Source organism: Burkholderia sp. Bp9143 (assembly GCF_003853645.1).
GTDB lineage: Bacteria > Pseudomonadota > Gammaproteobacteria > Burkholderiales > Burkholderiaceae > Burkholderia.
This window is the reverse complement of record NZ_QTPO01000006.1, coordinates 165,177-183,982: the sequence shown is the minus strand read 5'-3', so window position 1 is coordinate 183,982 and position 18,806 is coordinate 165,177. Positions and strand designations below refer to the sequence as shown.

The 18,806-nt window shown below is 58.0% G+C and carries 8 protein-coding genes and 1 pseudogene; 7 read left to right on the top strand and 2 right to left on the bottom strand.

What is annotated here, in order from left to right:
• Positions 1–31: 31 nt before the first annotated feature.
• Positions 32–769, bottom strand: a complete 738-nt coding sequence (locus DIE23_RS06565; RefSeq protein WP_124611360.1) for a DUF6602 domain-containing protein — start codon at positions 767–769, stop codon at positions 32–34.
• A gap of 372 nt (positions 770–1,141) precedes the next feature.
• Here DIE23_RS06565 and DIE23_RS06560 point away from each other — a divergent pair, with 372 nt between their 5' ends.
• The 3 genes from DIE23_RS06560 (at position 1,142) to DIE23_RS40815 (ending at position 3,019) form a co-directional block, all read left to right on the top strand.
• Positions 1,142–1,987: a hypothetical protein gene (locus DIE23_RS06560; RefSeq protein ID WP_124611359.1), complete on the top strand. Its 846-nt coding sequence runs from the start codon at positions 1,142–1,144 to the stop codon at positions 1,985–1,987.
• A 68-nt stretch (positions 1,988–2,055) separates the two neighbouring features.
• Positions 2,056–2,262, top strand: coding sequence for a hypothetical protein (locus DIE23_RS06555; RefSeq protein WP_124611358.1), 207 nt, complete (start codon positions 2,056–2,058; stop codon positions 2,260–2,262).
• Between the two features lie 550 nt (positions 2,263–2,812).
• Positions 2,813–3,019, top strand: coding sequence for an HNH endonuclease (locus DIE23_RS40815; RefSeq protein WP_409364223.1), 207 nt, complete (start codon positions 2,813–2,815; stop codon positions 3,017–3,019).
• A gap of 311 nt (positions 3,020–3,330) precedes the next feature.
• On the opposite strand, the pseudogene DIE23_RS40015 reads toward DIE23_RS40815, so the two are convergent.
• Positions 3,331–3,522 (bottom strand): annotated as a pseudogene (locus DIE23_RS40015) (hypothetical protein); the annotation flags it as partial.
• Positions 3,523–3,804: 282 nt separating this feature from the next.
• On the opposite strand from DIE23_RS40015, the gene DIE23_RS06545 reads away from it, so the two are divergent.
• Genes DIE23_RS06545 through DIE23_RS06530 form a run of 4 tightly spaced genes read left to right on the top strand, consistent with a single transcriptional unit; the run spans position 3,805 to position 18,317 of the window.
• Positions 3,805–9,123 (top strand): DEAD/DEAH box helicase, encoded by a 5,319-nt coding sequence (locus DIE23_RS06545; protein WP_124611356.1) that lies wholly within the window; start codon positions 3,805–3,807, stop codon positions 9,121–9,123.
• The gene (locus tag DIE23_RS06540) at positions 9,123–11,957 is read left to right on the top strand and encodes a helicase-related protein (RefSeq protein WP_124611355.1); all 2,835 of its coding nucleotides are present in this window, start codon (positions 9,123–9,125) and stop codon (positions 11,955–11,957) included. The genes DIE23_RS06545 and DIE23_RS06540 overlap by 1 nt, the downstream gene beginning before the upstream one ends.
• A 25-nt stretch (positions 11,958–11,982) precedes the next feature.
• Positions 11,983–16,326: an Eco57I restriction-modification methylase domain-containing protein gene (locus tag DIE23_RS06535; protein ID WP_124611354.1), complete on the top strand. Its 4,344-nt coding sequence runs from the start codon at positions 11,983–11,985 to the stop codon at positions 16,324–16,326.
• An 8-nt stretch (positions 16,327–16,334) separates the two neighbouring features.
• The gene (locus tag DIE23_RS06530) at positions 16,335–18,317 is read left to right on the top strand and encodes a hypothetical protein (RefSeq protein ID WP_124611353.1); all 1,983 of its coding nucleotides are present in this window, start codon (positions 16,335–16,337) and stop codon (positions 18,315–18,317) included.
• Positions 18,318–18,806 lie beyond the last annotated feature (489 nt).

Here is an 18,806-nt window from a genome sequence, read left to right as displayed (position 1 = left end):
AGGCCATTGGCTTACCACAGCGAGGCCTGCATTATTCGGTAAAACGCCGGGTGTGAGTCAGCTGCGTTTCCTTTCCCTCCGGAGGAAACCATATGTTGTTCCCACGTACTAAGTCTTCTTTCGCGAGGAACGACATCAGGTTGTGCAGGAAATAACCAGGCGCCAAATCTTGCAGTCCGTAGTGGTGCCAGTGTCTGTAACCTAGGTCGCCGGACACCGGGTCGTATGGCCAGTACTTCACGAACGATGACGTGCCGATTGATACGTGGTTAACAATCCGACCTTCCTGGCCGTCGGCTGCTCGGTCGATGTGCTCCAGTATCCGGCGCGGTGTTGGATGACCGTCGTAGGCAAATATTCCACTGAAAAGAGGTCTCCTTGGTTCGTATCTTCGAATCAGCTCGCAGATGTTTGCGACCTTGGCGACGGTACCCTGGAACTGCGCTGCGTCCAGTGTGGTCTTCACCTCTATGATTGCTGCGCACGCGGTCGGCGGCACAAAGACCAAATCGCCTCCTTTATAAAGAACCGGGATGGAGTTGTCATAGATAAGGACGTCAATTTGCGTTGACGGGCCATCCTCTGTGATAACGAACCCTGAAGCGACCGAGTAGGTGGCGGGGATAGTCCGAGATATCATGGCTCGTAAGACTGATTCTTTCCAAGCACCGTCGGTGGCCCAGTGGTGGTCGTCGATGAGGTCCCGGACTCTGTCCTTCAGCGCCTGGCATTCGGCCGATATTGACTTCAGGTAGAGCGCAATGTCCATTCTAGAGTCCTTCATGTTCTCCGTGTCAAGTCCCTGAGCACGGATATGTTTGGCCATTTCCCCGTTACCGCGTGCGCTCGATAAATGTACGTCCTCAGAATTCTCGTCACTACATCGGTGGCCGACGATTGCCCCATGATACTGGAGTTGCGGTGGCGCAAGTCGAGCACAGAGTCTCACCTATTCTAGGCTGGGGGCGTTCAAGTTTTTGAAAATTTCGACGATAAGCTGTGTGCAAGGCATGTATACACCTTGCCATCCAAATGGATTGCTCGACTGCGTTCCTGTTGAACTGAGCGTCCTTGGCCCATTTGCGGCCGAAAGATATGCCGGACTTTGATTTAAATTTCTAATGGATTGGGAGATAGTAGGATGCACGACCTCGAAAGACACATCGCGGAGCTACTGGCTCGCGCATATGAGCAGGAGAGTAAGGCCATCGGTCATATGCTTGATTGGGATGCTTGGAGGGAGCGAGAAGACGCCGACGCGTATCCGCCTGACCACTTGGTGTATGGCGATGACGAGTTCATAGTTCCATTCGAGCACACTCTAACATCACTGCACGAGAGCATTATTTGCTATCTCGACGCCAAGAAGCAATCGGCTTACCTCGCACAATTTTTCGAGAAATTTGGTCAGAAATTCGACGTGAAGACAGCTGTGTCGAATTTCAATGGTCCTGATTTCTGGGACCCCGAGTGTCGAAATGTATTCTTGATAAACCTGCGTAGATTTCTAACGCCGCTCGGGATATCTGCAGACCTCGAGTCATATGCGCATATCGCTGGGGTTGCTTATCTTGATAATATTTTGAGAAACACGGCGAGAATAGTCAATCAGATGAAGGTGCCAATAGGGAGTGAAATCGATGTTTATTCAGCGGTGAAGGTTGTTATTGAATCTGTATTTCCTTCGTCAAAGAGAGGGAGGAGCGCATTTTATAAAACGGCTCAGGAGTACAAGCCAGATGTCCTGATTCCTGAGATTAGGACTGCGGTTGAGTACAAATATGCGACGACGGAGTCTAGGCTCACAAAAATCATCGATGACATACATGCTGATGTAAAAGGGTATACGGGGGACCCGGATTACGAGAGATTTTATGCTGTCTTTTATGTTTCTAAAGATTTTTGGGGTTTACCTAAATTTGAGAGAATTTGGAAGGAAAAAGACTTTCCTGATAATTGGAGGGGCTTGTATATCGTCGGGGCGTGAGAATATAGGATTAAATTTTTCTCATTCTAATTGATGGGGTGCGGCCCGATGCTATGCTCCCGGAGGATTTGGAAATCGACATCGACATCGACATCGACATCGACATCGACATCGGCATCGACATCGACATCGACATCGACATCGACATCGGCATCGGCATCGACATCAATATCGATATCGGCAGACGCTGGTCCGGAAATTGGGTAGATTGCGGCGGTGCGGTCCAACAACACAGTCGAACAAAAGTTGGTGGCTATGTATTCAACGCTGGGTAACTAGATGGGGTGTCCTCAAAAAATTATTACACTAAAAGACCTCAAGCCAACGAAAAAACAGCTTGTCAAGGACATCACGGGGCACCTTGGTATTGCGATGACGACACAGTACGATTGGTGTTCCAGTAATCCCGGTGGTCCGTATCTTGTTAACAACTGACACGACGATACGCAGGAGGAGAATGGCGAGATTTATTTTATCGACCGAGCTTCGAATTGGGCTCAGGAAAATATTGACACAGCTACGCAGGTACAACTGAGCCGTGCGGACGCCGTGTCTGCGCTTATTCAGACAGCCTATTACCGGAAGGCGCCGGTTCGTGTTGCCATTCTCGATGGCATACGAAAGAAATTGGATTTCGAGAGACCAGTGAAGCACATCAGCGAGAACTGGACCCCGTGCCATGGTATCCCCATCATAAGGGAGCGGACCGTCTGATTCGCGTCATCAGGGGAAAACCGCAATCGAACGACTTCGACCTTGCTGCTGAGGAGCGACAACACCGCGACCAAACGCAGCGGCTGGCCACTAACGCCCCCTCCAAAAAAAGTGGAGACCACTTGCACTGCGATTTTTGAGCGTGACTCGGAGGTGGTGAAGACAGCGAAACGTCGGGCGGCGAACGGATGCTGCGAATTCTGTGGCAAGGAAGGCTTCAGGACTGCAAGCGGTGGGTTCTATTTGGAGGCGCATCACGTCATCCCGTTGAATTGCGGGGGCGCCGATGACGTTCGCAATGTGGTGGCTTTGTGCTGATGACCATCGCCGCGCACATTTCGGTGGGGACCGCCGTGACGTTCGCGACAAGATGATTTGGGACGTACTCGCTCCCCTTTATCCGGAAGACGTCGAGATGTTTGAGGCGATGGACAAGAAGTCTCTGGAAATAAAAAACAGCGATTCGGGACGGTGCAAACTTGAGGACACCCGGGTGGATAGTCGAGGTCGTACTCGATGAGTTGAGGAAACGTTACCCGGTGGTCGCGACGACAACAAGAGCTTGCGGACTTGGCCCCGTAGTTGCGGACGCCGCCTCACACGACCGTTGATGAGCTTACGGGGCGTCAAGGCCCACAGCGCGACCAATATTTCAGCGCGCCATGGGGATGTCTGGGCGGCAGTCGCAGCATCCGATTTCTGCATGAAGGCCGCGTAATCGCGCTTCATCGCCTTCACAAAGCTCTCGACCATGCACCGTTGCTTTGCGAACCCCGTACTGGTGTGGATAACGGCTTCGGACTGGTGGCCACTGCGAACCGGTCCGCACCGAAATTTGAAGTCGCCAGAGGAATTGGATGCACTCACTAACCTGAACTGAAATAACACGCAGTTTGACGCTAATGACTAGACTGATATGTGGCCTGCACGGCTTGCGGGCGGCCTGCGGAAAATTCCGGTTTGCAGCAAAGCCGCGCCGAGAGATTACAAGGGCGGGGTTAGTCGGTAAAATTGAAACCCACTAGGGGAAATACACGGGTTAGCGAGACCACCGCGGCAGCCGAGCCGCTAAAAGTCGGCCCGTGAATCTGGGGGTATGCCTAATGGATGTCTTTGAGTTTCGGGGAAAACTCGTCGCCGACTACGCGACCTTTACGCGCAGTTTCACGCGAATCCAGTCGCCAGATATCAAGGCCTTTGTCGACAAGGCCTATGACTCGGAGCGTTACTGGCCCGCCCCACTCGTTCAGGTCAACCCTAACTTCAAGACCGGGCAGACCGTAGAGTCACTCGCGGCGTCGGGCAAACTGCATGCCGAGTGTGCCGGGATATTCCGGGCCGGCAAGTCGGCCTCGAGCCCTGGAACTTCGCTCACCCTCTTCAGGCATCAGGAAGAAGCCATCGGCTTGGCTCAGCGCGGTGAAAGTTACGTTCTGACGACCGGGACCGGCTCGGGCAAGTCGCTCTCGTATTTCATCCCCATGGCCGATGCCATTCTGAAAGCGAAGGCTTTGGATAGCACGCCGCGCACGCGCGCCATCGTCATCTACCCAATGAACGCGCTTGCCAATAGTCAGTGGGAGGAACTCGATAAGTTCCTCGGCGATTATGGCGACCATCCCCCGGTGACATTTGGCCGATATACCGGACAGGAGGATGACGAGAAGCGCCAGCAGCTGGCCTCGAACCCGCCCGACATCCTGCTGACGAACTTCATGATGCTCGAGTTGCTAATGACGCGTCAGGACGACAAGGACAAGGCGGTCATCCGCAATGCCCACGGGCTGCGATTCCTGGTGCTCGATGAACTGCACACGTACCGGGGCCGGCAGGGCGCTGACGTTGCCTTGCTGGTCCGCCGCGTTCGCGAGGCGCTGGCTGACGACCTTCAATGCATCGGTACCTCGGCCACCATGGCCACCGCGGGCTCCGAGCAGGAAAGGAACGAGAAGGTGGCCGAGGTCGCCGGTCGCCTCTTTGGAACTCCCATCGGCGCCGCGAATGTCATCACGGAGACGCTGCAGCGCGTCACGCCCGAAGACATGCTGGTCGAACATATCAGGGGCGACCTTGGCAACGCGATTCGGGCAGGGCTTCCGGCCAATCCGTCATTTCTGGCGCTGGCGGCGCATCCGCTCGCCGTTTGGGTGGAGCTCAACCTGGGCCTGACGCGCGATGAGGGGAAGTGGCGTCGGGCCCGCCCCAGCACGCTCGAGGACGCTAGCGAACAACTCGCCGGCGATGCCGATGTCCCGCTGGACCTCGCACGCGCCGCGCTGACCGAATTCCTGTTGCTGGCCTACCGGACCACCGACAAGCCCGTCAATGAAGGCGGGCGAAGTCTCTTTGCATTCAAGCTGCATCAGTTCATCTCGGGCGGCAGCAAAGTGTTCGGGACTCTGGAGCCGACAGGCAAGCGCTATCTGACGCTGGATGGCAGCCAGTTCGTTCCCGGAGAGCGTCATCGTCGGCTGTTCGCCCTGCATTTTTGCCGGGAGTGCGGCCAGGAGTACGTGCCGGTCTGGGACGAAAGTGGCTCAGGCGGCCGGGTGTTCAATCCGCGGAGCATCGACGAGCGTACGCACGACGACGAGGATATCAAGAGCGGCTACTTTATGCCGGATACCACGGGAATCTGGGATGACACCCTCGACCGTTATCCGGAGTCCTGGGTGGAACAGAAAAAAGACGGTGACCTGAAGCTCAAATCGACCTACAGGCGGCGGCAGCCACAACATGTTCGGGTCGACACGGAAGGTCACCTCGCGCCAGACGGTACATCGGGTTGGTACATTCCTGGCAGCTTCGGTTTCTGCCTGAGTTGCGGCGTGGTGCATCAAACGGCCGGCAAGGAGTCGCTGCGGCTGACTGGCCTGTCGGGCGAAGGGCGTAGCTCCGCCACGACAATGCTTACGCTCTCAGCGCTGCGCTACCTCTATGAAGAAGATGCGCACCTCAAGGACGAGGCGAAGAAGGTCCTCGGATTCACCGACAATCGCCAGGACGCCGCCTTGCAGGTCGGCCACTTTAACGACTTCCTGCAGGTTCTGTTGCAGCGGGCTGCACTCCTGTCAGCGATTGAAAAGTCTGGCGGACAACTCGACGAGGCGGCCGTGTCGCACGCCGTTTTCACCGCACTGGGATTCGACCGTGATGACCCTGGGGTCCGCGCGGAGTACATGCAGGAGCCGGACCTTAAAGGCAACGCGCGTCGCCAGGTCCAGGACATCATGCGGGTCATCCTAGGCTATCGCATGTACGTCGACCTGCGTCGCGGCTGGCGCTTTAACAATCCGAATCTGGAGCAACTCGGACTCGTCCGTATCGAGTATCAGGACCTGGACGAACTCGCGGCCGATGAAAGCGAATGGGCAGACGCGCCACCTGTGCTGCAGACAGCCTCGGCTACGGTGCGCAAGCGCGTCCTCACGAGGCTCTTCGATGCAATGCGTCAAGGGCTGTGTCTCTCTTCCCGGTATCTTGACCGGACGGAACTCGACAAGCTCAAGACGGCAAGCTTCTCCAATCTGCGCGAGCCGTGGGGTTTCACCGAAGACGAAGCCCCTGTGACGGCCAGCTGGTTCATCACCACGGGCAAGCCGCGCGACGAGGACCCACGCAACGTCGAGTACCTTGTCTCGGGCAGTGCGCGGTCACGACTGGGTAAGGAAATCAAGCAAGCTAGCATGTGGCGCGAGACTGACGCGCAGGGCAACACGTTTGATAATAAGCACGCCGCCAAACTCAAGGATGACGACTACCAGCAGATTGTTACCGCGCTGCTGAAGGTGGCGAAGAAGCCTTATGGGCTCGTTATCTCGGAAGAGACCGAGTTTGGAATGACGGGTTACCAGCTCAACACCACCGGCTTGGTATGGCGGCTCGGCGATGGAAACATCAGCCGCGGCTCGGACGACAACGCATTCTTCCGGTCGCTTTACCGCAATATCGCCGGACTGCTCGGCAATCCCGTGCACCGTCTGTTTGATTTCGAAGCTCGAGAACACACTGCGCAGGTCGAACAGGACGACCGGCTCGAGCGCGAGGCGCGTTTTCGCTTCACGCAGAAAGACCGCGCCGACTGGCTTCACTCGAAAGGCAAGCCGCTCGAGTGGCTGCCAGTGTTGTTTTGCTCGCCGACGATGGAGTTGGGCGTCGACATTTCGTCGCTCAACACCGTCTACATGCGCAATGTGCCGCCCACACCAGCCAACTATGCCCAGCGCAGCGGCCGGGCGGGGCGTGCAGGCCAGCCCGCGCTGGTCATCACCTATTGTGCGGCCCAGTCACCGCACGACCAGTATTTTTTCCGGGACCCGGTCCGCATGGTGCACGGCCAGGTGAACCCGCCTGCGCTCGACCTCGCAAACCGCGAACTCATTGAGAGCCATCTGCACGCTATTTGGTTGGCAGAGACCGGCAAGAAGCTCGACAGGAGTGTACGCGGGTTGCTGGACATGAACGACCCGGAGGCGCTGCTCACCGACGACTATCGGCAGGTGATGGATGCGGATGCGCCGCAAAAACGCGCGCATCAACGCGGATTGCGGGTACTCGGGATGCTGTCATCGGAACTCACCAATGACAAGGCGCCGTGGTTAACCCAGAATTTTGCAGACCAGGTGTTTCGTAGCGCGTTTGCGTCGTTCGACAAGGCGCTTAACCGCTGGCGCGAGCTTTTTTCCGCCACCAAGCGGCAGATGGAAATCAACCAGGCGGTCATGAACCGGCCGTCGGCGTCCGAGCGTGAGCGTCGCGATGCCAAGCAGCGTCACGATGAGGCGTTTCGCCAGCAGTCGCTCCTGTTGCAGGAGTCGGGCTCAACGAACTCCGACTTTTACACATATCGATACCTGGCGAGCCAGGGATTTCTGCCTGGCTACAACTTCCCGCGCCTGCCGTTGATGGCTTACATCCCGGCGCGCAAGGGCAAGATTGGGCGCGAGAATTTTCTGTCCCGTCCGCGCTTTCTCGCTTTGTCCGAGTTTGGACCGTACAGCATCATCTATCACGAAGGCAGCCAGTACAGGGTTACGCGTGCGATGCTCTCGGTCGCGGCGGAAGACCAGGTTTCCGTTGGTGCGCTCCTCACGACCGAGGTCGCGCGTGTGTGCCCGGCATGCGGCTATGGACATTTCCGCGGCCAACGTGACGCCGACCGCTGCCTCTCGTGCAACAGCTTGCTGCCTGATGCCGACGTGGTCCAGAACCTCTATCGCATTGAGAACGTCTCGACGCGCCGTGCGGACCGCATCACGGCCAATGAGGAGGAACGGGTAAGGCAAGGCTACGAAATGCAGACAACGCTCCAGTTTGTCGAGCAAGACGGCAGGCTGCAGGTCAGGCATGCGGTTATGGAGGACGCCGCCGGGGTCGTGCTCGAGTTGCAATACGGCGCCGCTGCGACCGTATGGCGCATGAACCTCGGATGGAGACGCCGTAAGGAAAAGTCTCTGAAGGGCTTCAAGATTAACCCGGTGACGGGTCACTGGATGGGTGGCGCCGATGAGGCCGGTGAGCCCGAACCTGATACGGCTGCCGACAAGACGCCGCCCCAGCGCATCGTTCCCTACGTTGAAGACCGACGCAATGTCCTCATTGTCCGGCCGCAGGAGGACCTAGACCTGAAGACCATGGCGACGCTGCAGTACGCGCTCAAGCGTGGCATCGAGGCCGTCTATCAGCTCGAAGAAAGCGAACTCATGGTGGAGCCGCTCCCCAAGGCGGACTTGCGCCGCTCCATCCTGCTCTATGAATCGGCAGAAGGTGGTGCCGGGGTTCTTACCCGGATTGCGACCGAGCCGGGCGCGTTGGCCCGTGTCGCGGCGGAAGCGCTGCGCATCATGCATTTCATTCCACCCGAAGACGGCAACTGGCAGGCACCGCCGACGCAGGAACTGGACAAGGACGGCAAGCCAGTATGCGAAGCCGGTTGCTACCGGTGCCTGCTCTCCTACTATAACCAGCCAGACCACGTGAATATCGACCGCCAGGACGTGGACAACGATGGCAAGGTACTCGATATTCTGTGCCGCCTGACCCATTGCCAGGGCTCCGTCGGCTCGTTCGGCCGGACACCGGACGCCCAGATGGGGGAACTTCAGCGCATTTCCGGCAGCTCCCTTGAACAGGCGTGGCTCGAGTACGTGCAAACCCATGGCTATCGCATGCCGGACCGCGGGCAGGAAAGCATCGCCCGCTGCAATACAATGGCGGACTTTTTTTACGAGGAGTGGAAGGCGGCAATCTTTGTCGACGGCCCGCACCACGAGACGCCGAAGCAGCTCGAGGCGGATGCAGCAATCAACCAACGCCTGGATGGGGCCGGTTTTTACGTGGTCCGCTTTCCGAAAGATACCGCGCGCTGGCCAGACATCTTTGCGGCACACGCTGACCTCTTTGGAACTGGAATTCACACATAATGACCGCTCAGGCATCGTTTCAGCCCGGCAGCCTCGTATCCGCGCGAGGCCGCGAATGGGTCGTCCTGCCCCAATCAACGGATGACACGTTGCATCTTCGCCCCCTCGGGGCAAGCGAAGAGGATGCGACGCTCATCTATCTGCCTATCGAGCCGAATCCTGTCGGTCCCGCGACTTTTCCGTGGCCCACTGTCGACCAGGCGTCGAATTTTGCAGCGGGCCAACTGCTGCGAGACGCACTGCAGCTGAAGCTGCGCATGGGCGCCGGGCCTTTCCGCAGTTTCGGCAATATTGCCGTCGAGCCGCGAGCCTATCAGCTGGTGCCGCTGCTGATGGCGCTCAGGCAGGATGTGGTGCGCCTGCTTATTGCAGACGACGTGGGTATCGGCAAGACTATCGAGGCCGCGCTCATCGTCCGCGAATTTCTGGACCGCGGTGAGATTTCGCGCCTGGCGATACTGTGCCCGCCGCACCTGTGCGAGCAATGGCAACGCGAGTTGAAAGAGCGGTTTCACATCAACGCGGTGGTCGTGCGCGACACCACGGCCGGGCGCCTCGAGCGAGGCTTGCCGGCTAACCAGTCGGTCTTCGAGGCCTATCCATTCACGGTCGTCAGTCTCGATTACATCAAGTCGGACCGACGTCGGGATGAGTTCCAGCGCGCATGCCCGGAGTGTGTGATTGTCGATGAGGCCCACACCTGCACGCACAGCGGACAGGGCAAGCAGCAGCGCTATCGGCTGTTGAAGGGGCTGGCAGAGAACCCGAGTCGGCACATGGTTCTGCTTACCGCGACGCCACACTCGGGAGATGAAGAGGCGTTCTATAACCTGCTCGGTCTGCTCAAGCCTGAATTCCGCACGTTGATGGATACCCCATCCGATAGCCGGAAAGCGCTGCGTGAGGACCTTGCGAACCACTTCGTCCAGCGCCGCAGGCCCGACATTGAGGAGTGGCATGACGGCGAGCTGTTTCCCGAGCGCTTGAGCGCCGAAATCACTTACGGGCTGACCGGCGACTGGGGCAAGCTTTTCGATGACGTATTGGAGTACGCCCGTGAACTCGTCACGCGGGCCGAGGGCCGGGGGGCGCTACACCGGCGCATGAGCTGGTGGGCGGCCTTGGCGCTGCTGCGCTGTATTTCCTCGTCACCGGCGGCCGCCGTCAATGCTTTGCGGACACGCCTGGAAGGACGAGAGGAGGACGCGGTTGCTCTGTCGCTCGAGGAGGCTGATGAGCAGGGGCGGGAGCGCGTGCTCGATGGGGTCGAAGATGACCTCACCACTCAGGACATCGAGCCGGGTGCCAAAACCGAAGACAGCGCGCTCCTCGAAGAACTCGTTGCGCGTGCTGAGCGGCTTTCTGGGGCAGCGCGCGACCCTAAGCTCAAGCGTCTCATCGACCAGTTGAAGGAGCTGACAGCGGGAGGTTTTCAGCCGGTCGTGTTTTGCCGCTACATCGCGACGGCTCACTACGTCGCTGAGCACCTGCGCGTCGCTTTCCCGGGCCATCAGGTTCAGGCCGTGACTGGAGAATTCACGCCTGCCGAGCGCGAAGAGGCTGTGGAAGCGATGGGCACGGCGGACACGCGCATCCTGGTGGCCACCGATTGCCTTTCCGAAGGCATCAACCTGCAGAATCTCTTCACGGCGGTTGTCCACTACGACCTTTCATGGAACCCGACCCGTCACGAGCAGCGCGAAGGCCGCGTTGACCGCTTCGGTCAGAAGGCGCGTGAGGTTAGGACTACTATGCTTTACGGCCAGGATAATCCGGTCGACGGTGCGGTGCTGCAGGTCATCCTGCGAAAGGCCGAAAGCATCCGCAAGGAACTCGGTGTGCTCGTGCCCATGCCCGATGACGACGGCAAGCTCACCCAGGCATTGGTGGGCGCTGTGCTGCTGCGAAAGGGGACTACGACCACGAGAATGCCGCAGCTCGGCCTGGATTTTGGTGCACCAGAAGAGGCTATCGATACGGCATGGACGTCCGCACGCGAAAAGGCCTCGAGGAACCGGACGCTCTTTGCGCAACGCCGACTTAAACCGGAGGATGTGCTGCCTGAGTGGCAGAAGACGCTGGCGGTACTGGGTGGCGAGTCGGATGTCGAACGCTTCGTTAAACGGGCCGCCGTGCAGCTTGGTGCGCCGCTCGAGCAGAGCAGCCAAGGGGGCGCCGCGCACTGGAAACTCCACGCTGCCAGCATGCCGTCGGGGATTCGCGACCGGCTGGAGCGGGAGGGGATGGAGGGGGCGTTGCACATTAGCTTCCATCAGCCGCCTGCACCGCGTGCCCAGTTTATCCATCGCACCCATCCGCTGGTGTCGGCGCTGGCCGACTATCTGCTCGAGACAGCGCTGGATGATGGGCGGGAGGCTGCCCAGCCAGGTGGAGAAGCCATTGCTCGCGTGGGCGCCATCTTCACGGAAAGGGTGATTACGCGGACCACTGTGCTTCTGATTCGTTTGCGCCATCAGTTGACCGTCACCCACCGAGGCAAGACTCGGCTGTTGCTCTGCGAGGAAACGCTGGCAGTCGGCATGCTGGCGGATGATGAAACGAATCTGCTCGATGACGGAACTGCGCGTGCGCTCATGGCGGCCGAGCCCAGCCGTAACATGCCGCCGCCGCTGCGTAACCAGAATATCCAGCGCGCGCTCGACCAGTCGTCCGGTTGGGCGCCTGTGCTCGAGAACTTGGCACGTACACGTGCGCAATTGCTGCTGGAAGACCATCGCCGCGTTCGTACTGCGTCCGACGCTCGAGGCGAGTATCGCGTAACGCCCAGTCTTCCTGTCGACGTGATTGGCGTCTTCGTTCTTATTCCGGCCTGAGGCCAGTCACAAGGTTTCAATCAATATGGCTCGACGTCTCCAACACGAACTCGCCTTTCCCGCGCTCACCATTGAAGGCGGCCTGCTGGCGCCGGATTTCCTGAACAAGATTGCGCGCCTGGAGGCCCCGGAGCAAACCGAATCGGACTATGACGTCCCGCGCGGACTCAAGCTGCGTGACGAAATCGGCCGGTACTGGAAAATCGCCCAGAACCTGTGGCAGGACTTCCAGGTCATGCGAAAGCGGACGGATGTCGACGCGTTCGCAGTGACGGCGCGTGACTTCCTCGAACCCTTCTGCCGCCAGGTGCTCGGATTCGTAGACCTGCGACCCGTTGGCCAGATTGTCCTCGATGAACGTGTCTTTCCCATCGGGTTCAGCGCCGGAGACGGCCGTGTTCCTCTGGTATTCTCATCCCACGACCAGGCACTAGATAAGCCAGGGAGCCGTCACGGTGACGGTGTGCGCCGCCGTTCCCCGTTTCTATTGGCACAGGAGTACCTGAACACGAGTGAGCGGTCGCTATGGGCGGTGGTCAGCAATGGACTAGAGCTCCGCATTCTGCGGGACAACCCAAGTCTCACTCGTCCCGCATATGTGGAGGTTGACCTCGAGGCTATTTTTCAAGAGGGACTATATCCGGACTTCACTGCTCTGTGGTTGCTCTCGCATGCGACCCGCTATGGCAAGGTCGATGCACAGCCATCCGACTGTCCGCTGGAGCGTTGGCGAAACGCGGCTCAAGAAGAGGGCGTCCGTGCTCGTGACAAGTTGCGAATTGGAGTCACAGAAGCGCTACGTGCACTCGGAACCGGGTTCATCGCGCACCCAGCGAATTCAGGGCTCCGTCAGCGAATCCATACCGGGGAGCTTTCCGCACAGGCTTTCTTCGAGCAGTTGCTGCGCCTGGTTTACCGATTTATCTTCCTGGCCACTATCGAAGACCGCGAACTTGTGCATACGCCTGACGCGGACGCCGATGCCAAGAGCCGCTACCAGCACGGCTACAGCCTCCACCGGCTGCGCCAACTGGCCGCATTCCGACGTAGCTATGACCGCCACAGCGACCTGTGGCAGGGGCTTGTCATCACCGTTTCCGGCTTGGGGAAGGGACAGCCGGCACTGGGTCTGCCGGCGCTGGGAGGTTTGTTCGATGCAGACCAGTGCCCAGACCTTGACAACGCAGCTCTTGAAAACCAGGCATTACTCGAAGCGCTTTTCAGTCTATGCTTCTCTCGGGAAGGGGAGGCGCTCGCTCGGGTGAATTACCGAGACATGGACTCGGAGGAGCTGGGTAGCATCTATGAGAGCCTGCTCGAACTGGTTCCGGTTGCCACCTTGACTGGCGGTGCGCGCACGTTCGGTTTCGTAGGCGATAGTGATGAGGCTAGCACCAAGGGTAACGCGCGCAAGCTCTCGGGTTCCTATTACACGCCCGACAGTCTAGTTCAGGAGCTTATCAAAAGCACGTTGGACCCCGTCATCGAGCAGACGTTAACCGCGAACCCGCAAGAGCCCGTCAAGGCCTTGCTTGGATTAACGGTTTGCGACCCTGCGTCTGGTTCCGGGCATTTCCTGCTCGCTGCCGCGCGCAGGATTGCGGAAGCGGTCGCGCGTCTCAACGCGTCTGACGGCAACCCTCTTCCCGCGGATTACCGTCATGCGCTGCGCGATGTGGTCGCACATTGCATCTATGGCGTTGACAAGAATCCCATGGCAGTAGAATTGGCGCGGACCGCACTGTGGCTGGAGGCGTATACGCCAGACCGGCCACTGACCTTCCTTGACCATCACCTGCGATGCGGCGACGCATTGCTCGGAGTGCTTGACCCTGCAATTCTGGAAAATGGTATTCCGGAGAAAACTTTCAATGAACTGTCTGGTGACGACAAGGGGGTCGTTAAAGCACTCAAGAAAGCGAATCGCGACGCGCTGAAAGCGATTGAAAAGGCTCGCCAACAATCGCAGCATATGCTCAATCTTGGGTTCGACGGTGACAGCGCGCTTGCTGCGCTCGAAGCGCTGCCTGATGACACCTTGGCTGCATTGGATGCAAAGCGCTCGGCCTACCGTGATGCGGAAGCGCGCATTGCAACCTCGCGTAGCCGGCTTGCCGCTGACCTATTTGTCGCCGCCTTCGTCATGCCTAAAACAGCGGAGATGGAGCGCAGCGTGCCGACCAGCCAGGACCAATGGCTCGTGATGAACGGCAGTGATGCTCGCCCAGGCGTGGCCCCGGCCGCGACGGCCGCGGCTCACTTGGCGCAAGCCTTTCATTGGTGGCAGGCGTTTCCGCAGGTCAAAGCGAAAGGAGGCTTTGACGTATTGCTTGGTAATCCTCCGTGGGACGTATCGCAGATGGGCGAGGAGGAGTACTTTTCTGTGCGAGCACCGAGTATTGCTCTGCTTGCAGGAGACAAACGCAAGCGTGCAATCAAGGAATTGAAGACTGAAAATCCCGCGCTCTGGAGCAGCTACGTTGCCGACTGCCATAAGGTCGAAGCAGTTAACGCATTCTATCGCTTTTCTGGGAGGTATCCTCTTACCGCCTTTGGGAAGATGAATACATATCCGTTGTTTGCGGAGACGTTTTCACAGCTAACGAGGCCCTCTGGAAGGGCAGGCTTTATAGTGCCTACCGGCATTGCAACGGATGACGGAAACAAAACCTTTTTTTCTGACATTGTTAAGCGAAAAGCACTCGTCAGATTAACCAGTCTTTACGAAATCCGAGGTTGGTTCAAGGGTACTGATGATAGGAAGCCATTTTGTCTCCTGACGCTGGGGCGGGCGGAATCGGCAGAGTTTCTTTTCGATGCAAAAGTGGTTCGAGATTTCTCTAATGCGAATAAATGGTTTCGCTTATCGGCCGAAGATTTTGGGCTAATCAATCCAAACACGCTGACAAGTCCGTTGTTCAGAAGTGAGTATGACGCGGAATTAACCAAAAAACTGTATCGAGCTGCTCCCGTTCTTATCAGGGAGGGCGAGCAGGAGGATAATCCATGGGGTATTAGGTTTTCGCAGGGCTTATTCAATATGACAAGCGATAGCCACTTATTCTTGGATAGTCCCGGCACTGAATGTCTCCCGCTGTACGAAGCAAAGATGATGCATCTGTTTGACCACAGATGGGGTACTTACACGTCTGGTGATGTGATTCGTGACGTGACGGACGTTGAAAAACAGCGTCCAGATTTCAATGTTTCGCCGCTCCACTGGGTTTCTGCTGCGGAAGTGGAGCAAAGTCTAAAGGATAAGCAATGGAGTCGGGGCTGGTTAATGGGGTGGCGGGATATTGCGCTGCGCTCTGTTGAGCGCACAGTGATAACATCAGTCCTTCCAATAGTGGGCGTGGGAAATAAGATTCCGTTGTTTCTGTTCGGGATGCATATTGCAGCTGAACATGCGGCCGCATTTCTAGGCAATTTGTCGTCGATAGTGTTGGATTTTGTTGCGCGACAAAAAATAGGGGGAACTACACTGAACTACTTCTATATGAAGCAGTTCCCAGTATTGCCTCCAAACCGATATGCAGACAGTGACCTTGAGTTCATAGTCCCGCGTGTGCTCGAGCTAACTTACACCACGCACGACCTTAGAGTATGGGCGCATGACCTGCGCTATGAAGGAGAGCCTTTCGCTTGGAACTCCGAGCGCCGCGCGCTCCTTCGCGCCGAGCTAGACGCCTACTACGCCCGCTTATACGGCCTCAGCCGGGACGAACTGCGCTTCATCCTTAACCCTGCCGATGTCATGGGCAACGACTACCCATCCGAGACGTTCCGCGTACTCAAGAACAATGAGATACGCGAATTCGGGGAATACCGGACTCAGAGGTTAGTGCTCGAAGCGTGGGACAAGCAGAGTGCAATGTCGTTACAAGATGCACCGGCCGTCCCGGTGCAATATTCCGAGCAAGGTTTGATTCGAAACGCAGAGGAGGCAAAGCTTGCCGGACTCATCGCTGCGATGGTGGCGCATTGCCCAGATGGCTGCTCGGTCTCGGAACTCCAATCCCTCATTGCACGCTCGGCTGTTGCTGCAAACCATCTGGAGCCGGGCGATGGACAGCTCCTTGTGTCGCTCATGAACACACATGGAGTCTCTAACGCGGAGCAACTGCTGAACCGCGTGCGTCCTATTGTTCAGCGACTCGAAGCTGCCACCGTACTTGAGCGCCAAATGAATGTCGTGGAGTCTACGTTCAAGCGCGGAAGCGGAACGCTCCCACGAGATGTCAGCCACGTAGCGGAGTTCGCGGACATCGCTCGATTGCTGTTGACTGCCGAGTTGCGACGCGTCGAGACAGAACGCGCAGCGACCGAGGGTGTTTCGACCACACCGAAATCGACGGGTACCCGATAGGAGGCGCGATGACACCCTGGCTCGATGGATACGAATCGGTACGAGAGCTACCCCGGTTATGGCTCGAAACTGTGTGGTTGGTCGAATCCCGTGAGCCCTTTATTCTGACCCGTGCTATCGAGCTGCATCCTGGGCTGAACATCGTGTGGGCCAAGGAGCCGGCTTCAAAAGAATCCTCCGGTCTCTCCAGCGCAGGTCACGGGGTCGGGAAGACTTCCCTATGCCTGCTGATGCGATATCTGCTGGGTGATGACGCGCCCTCCATCGCAACTTTGCGTGAGAAGGCCACAGGCGGCTTTCCCAAGGGAGGCGTTGCGGCGAAGGTTCATATTGACGGTGCTGAATGGTTCGTCTTTCGGCCTTATGGTGCCTACAGTCATTCCCTGGCCGCGAGATGCGAAGCGTTAGAGCCGCTTCTTCAAGGGAGCATCCCTAGCGATTTTTTGGAATATCTCAATGCATTGGAGCAGTTCTCGATAGGCCGTCTCATGGCACAATCGCTACCCGGTACAAACCAGGCGCTCAAATGGCGCCATTTGCTGGCGTGGTGCATCAGAGACCAGAGAACGCGCTTTGATGGGTTCTACCATTGGCGGGATGGTGAAGGCTTAGGTTTCACCCGGCCACGGCGCGACCCGCCGCTGTTCGTCGGTTCCGTGTTGGGACTCATGGACGCGGGACTAGACCAACTGCTTCGCGAGATTGAATCGACCCAAATCCGGCTTGACCAGTGCAAGGACCGAATTCCCGAGTTGGAACGTGCACCGGCGTTTGCGCTTGCTCATGCAGAGCGTCAGCTTCGCAATCGCATCGGCGCTGAAGAGGACGAACCTCTAGGCGAGAACACGGTTGGTTCGTCTGTCGAATCTCGTGTCCGTGCCGCGCTGGCGGATGCGGACCAGCAGGAGCAACGCTGGGAGCGCGAGGTTGAGCAAACCGAGGAGCAATTAACGCAAGAACACGTTCGCCTTGTCAGGCTAAACGATGCGTTGAAGTTGGCAGAGGTCGAAATGGGCATCGCAAAATCACTCGTTGATGCGAACCGCGCCGACTTCGAGCGACTAACAAAGTTGCGCGACCATTTGGAAGGGCTTGATGGCCGATGTGACCACGGCGATGTCGAGTTCTCCGCATGTCATCACATCCAGAATCGGAAGGGGTCGGTCAGTATCAACTGGCATCGCGATGGCAAAGAAGTTCAGGCAAGCGCATCGGAGCTCGCACGACAGCTTGCCCGTCGGCAGGGTGAATTTCAGAACGCGTCTGCGGCAGTGTCTGGGCAATCTCAACGCATCTCCACGACGAAGGCGGAATTGCGGCGGCTACGCGTTCGAATCGCGACGAGCGAAAGTTCGCGTACCCTTCTGAGGAAGTCTTGGGATGAGCTTCAGCTGTTGCATGCGCAGCGAGTTCAGGCTGTTGACTCTGTCGATTTGGTGCAGGCGCGAAACCGGCTGCAGGAGCTCGAATCGAACCTGGATGGCCTTCGAGCTACGCTGGCGGGCCGGCGGTTACAGCAGTCATCGCGTGCAGATGCGATTAAGTCGTTGACCACTTGCGTTTCGACTCGGTTGCTCGGGGCAGCGGGTTATGCGCGGTTCGTACAGGACCATGAGCTTCGGCCGTTCGAGGTTTCCCGCGGTGGCGAGGCATATCAAGTGTTGGAAGTTCTCCTCGGCGACATCGTATGCCTGCTTGACTCGGCTACGTCAGAAGCTAGCAGCCATCCCGGCTTCTTGGTTCATGACTGTCCGCGAGAGGCTGACATGAGCGAGCGCCTGTACCGTGAATTCTTTCTTGCGGCGTCGGAAGCAGCGGAGCAATTGGGCGAGAATGGGGCCATTCCATTTCAGTTCATCGTGACGACAACTTCGTCGCCGCCAGAAGAACTTCAGGCGGAGCCTTACGTCGTGCTCGAGTTGGAGCCAGGCTCTGAAGAGAAGCTTTTGTTCAAGCGCGAACTGGCCCCCGAGTTGCCGGGAATGGAGTAGGTCTTTTCGATTTCGTCAGGAGAAGCCGGCATCTCTCGCAGCATCGTCGACCCGGCCGACATGCGCTTTGCACCGCTTGCACCGGCGGTTATGCGACTGCCCCGGCAGTCCGTTTCCTCTTGGAGCTGCGGCACACATTGGGGTGGTTTGTTGCATGGGCGTCATAGGCGCCTATTGGGACGAGGACGACGAGCGCGCTTTTCATTGATGAAGCCCACAGTGCCTCTATGGGGACATGAGGCAATATTCAGGCAGCTCCGAGGCGTTCGGTTTTGTGCGGGTGGCGGGGCGCTGGCCGTTGGTCTCGTGCAGGTCGCCTCGGCGCCCCGGGCGTTGAGGGCTAGCCTTGCAGGATGCACGCGCTTATGGCAAGCTTTCAGTAAGGGAACGGGTATCGGCTCCTGCTCGCGGAAACACCGCGTAAACAAATAGCCTCATCAAAACCCCAGAGCTCGCATCGCACTACCGCGATGTGGGTGTTCGCGTTTA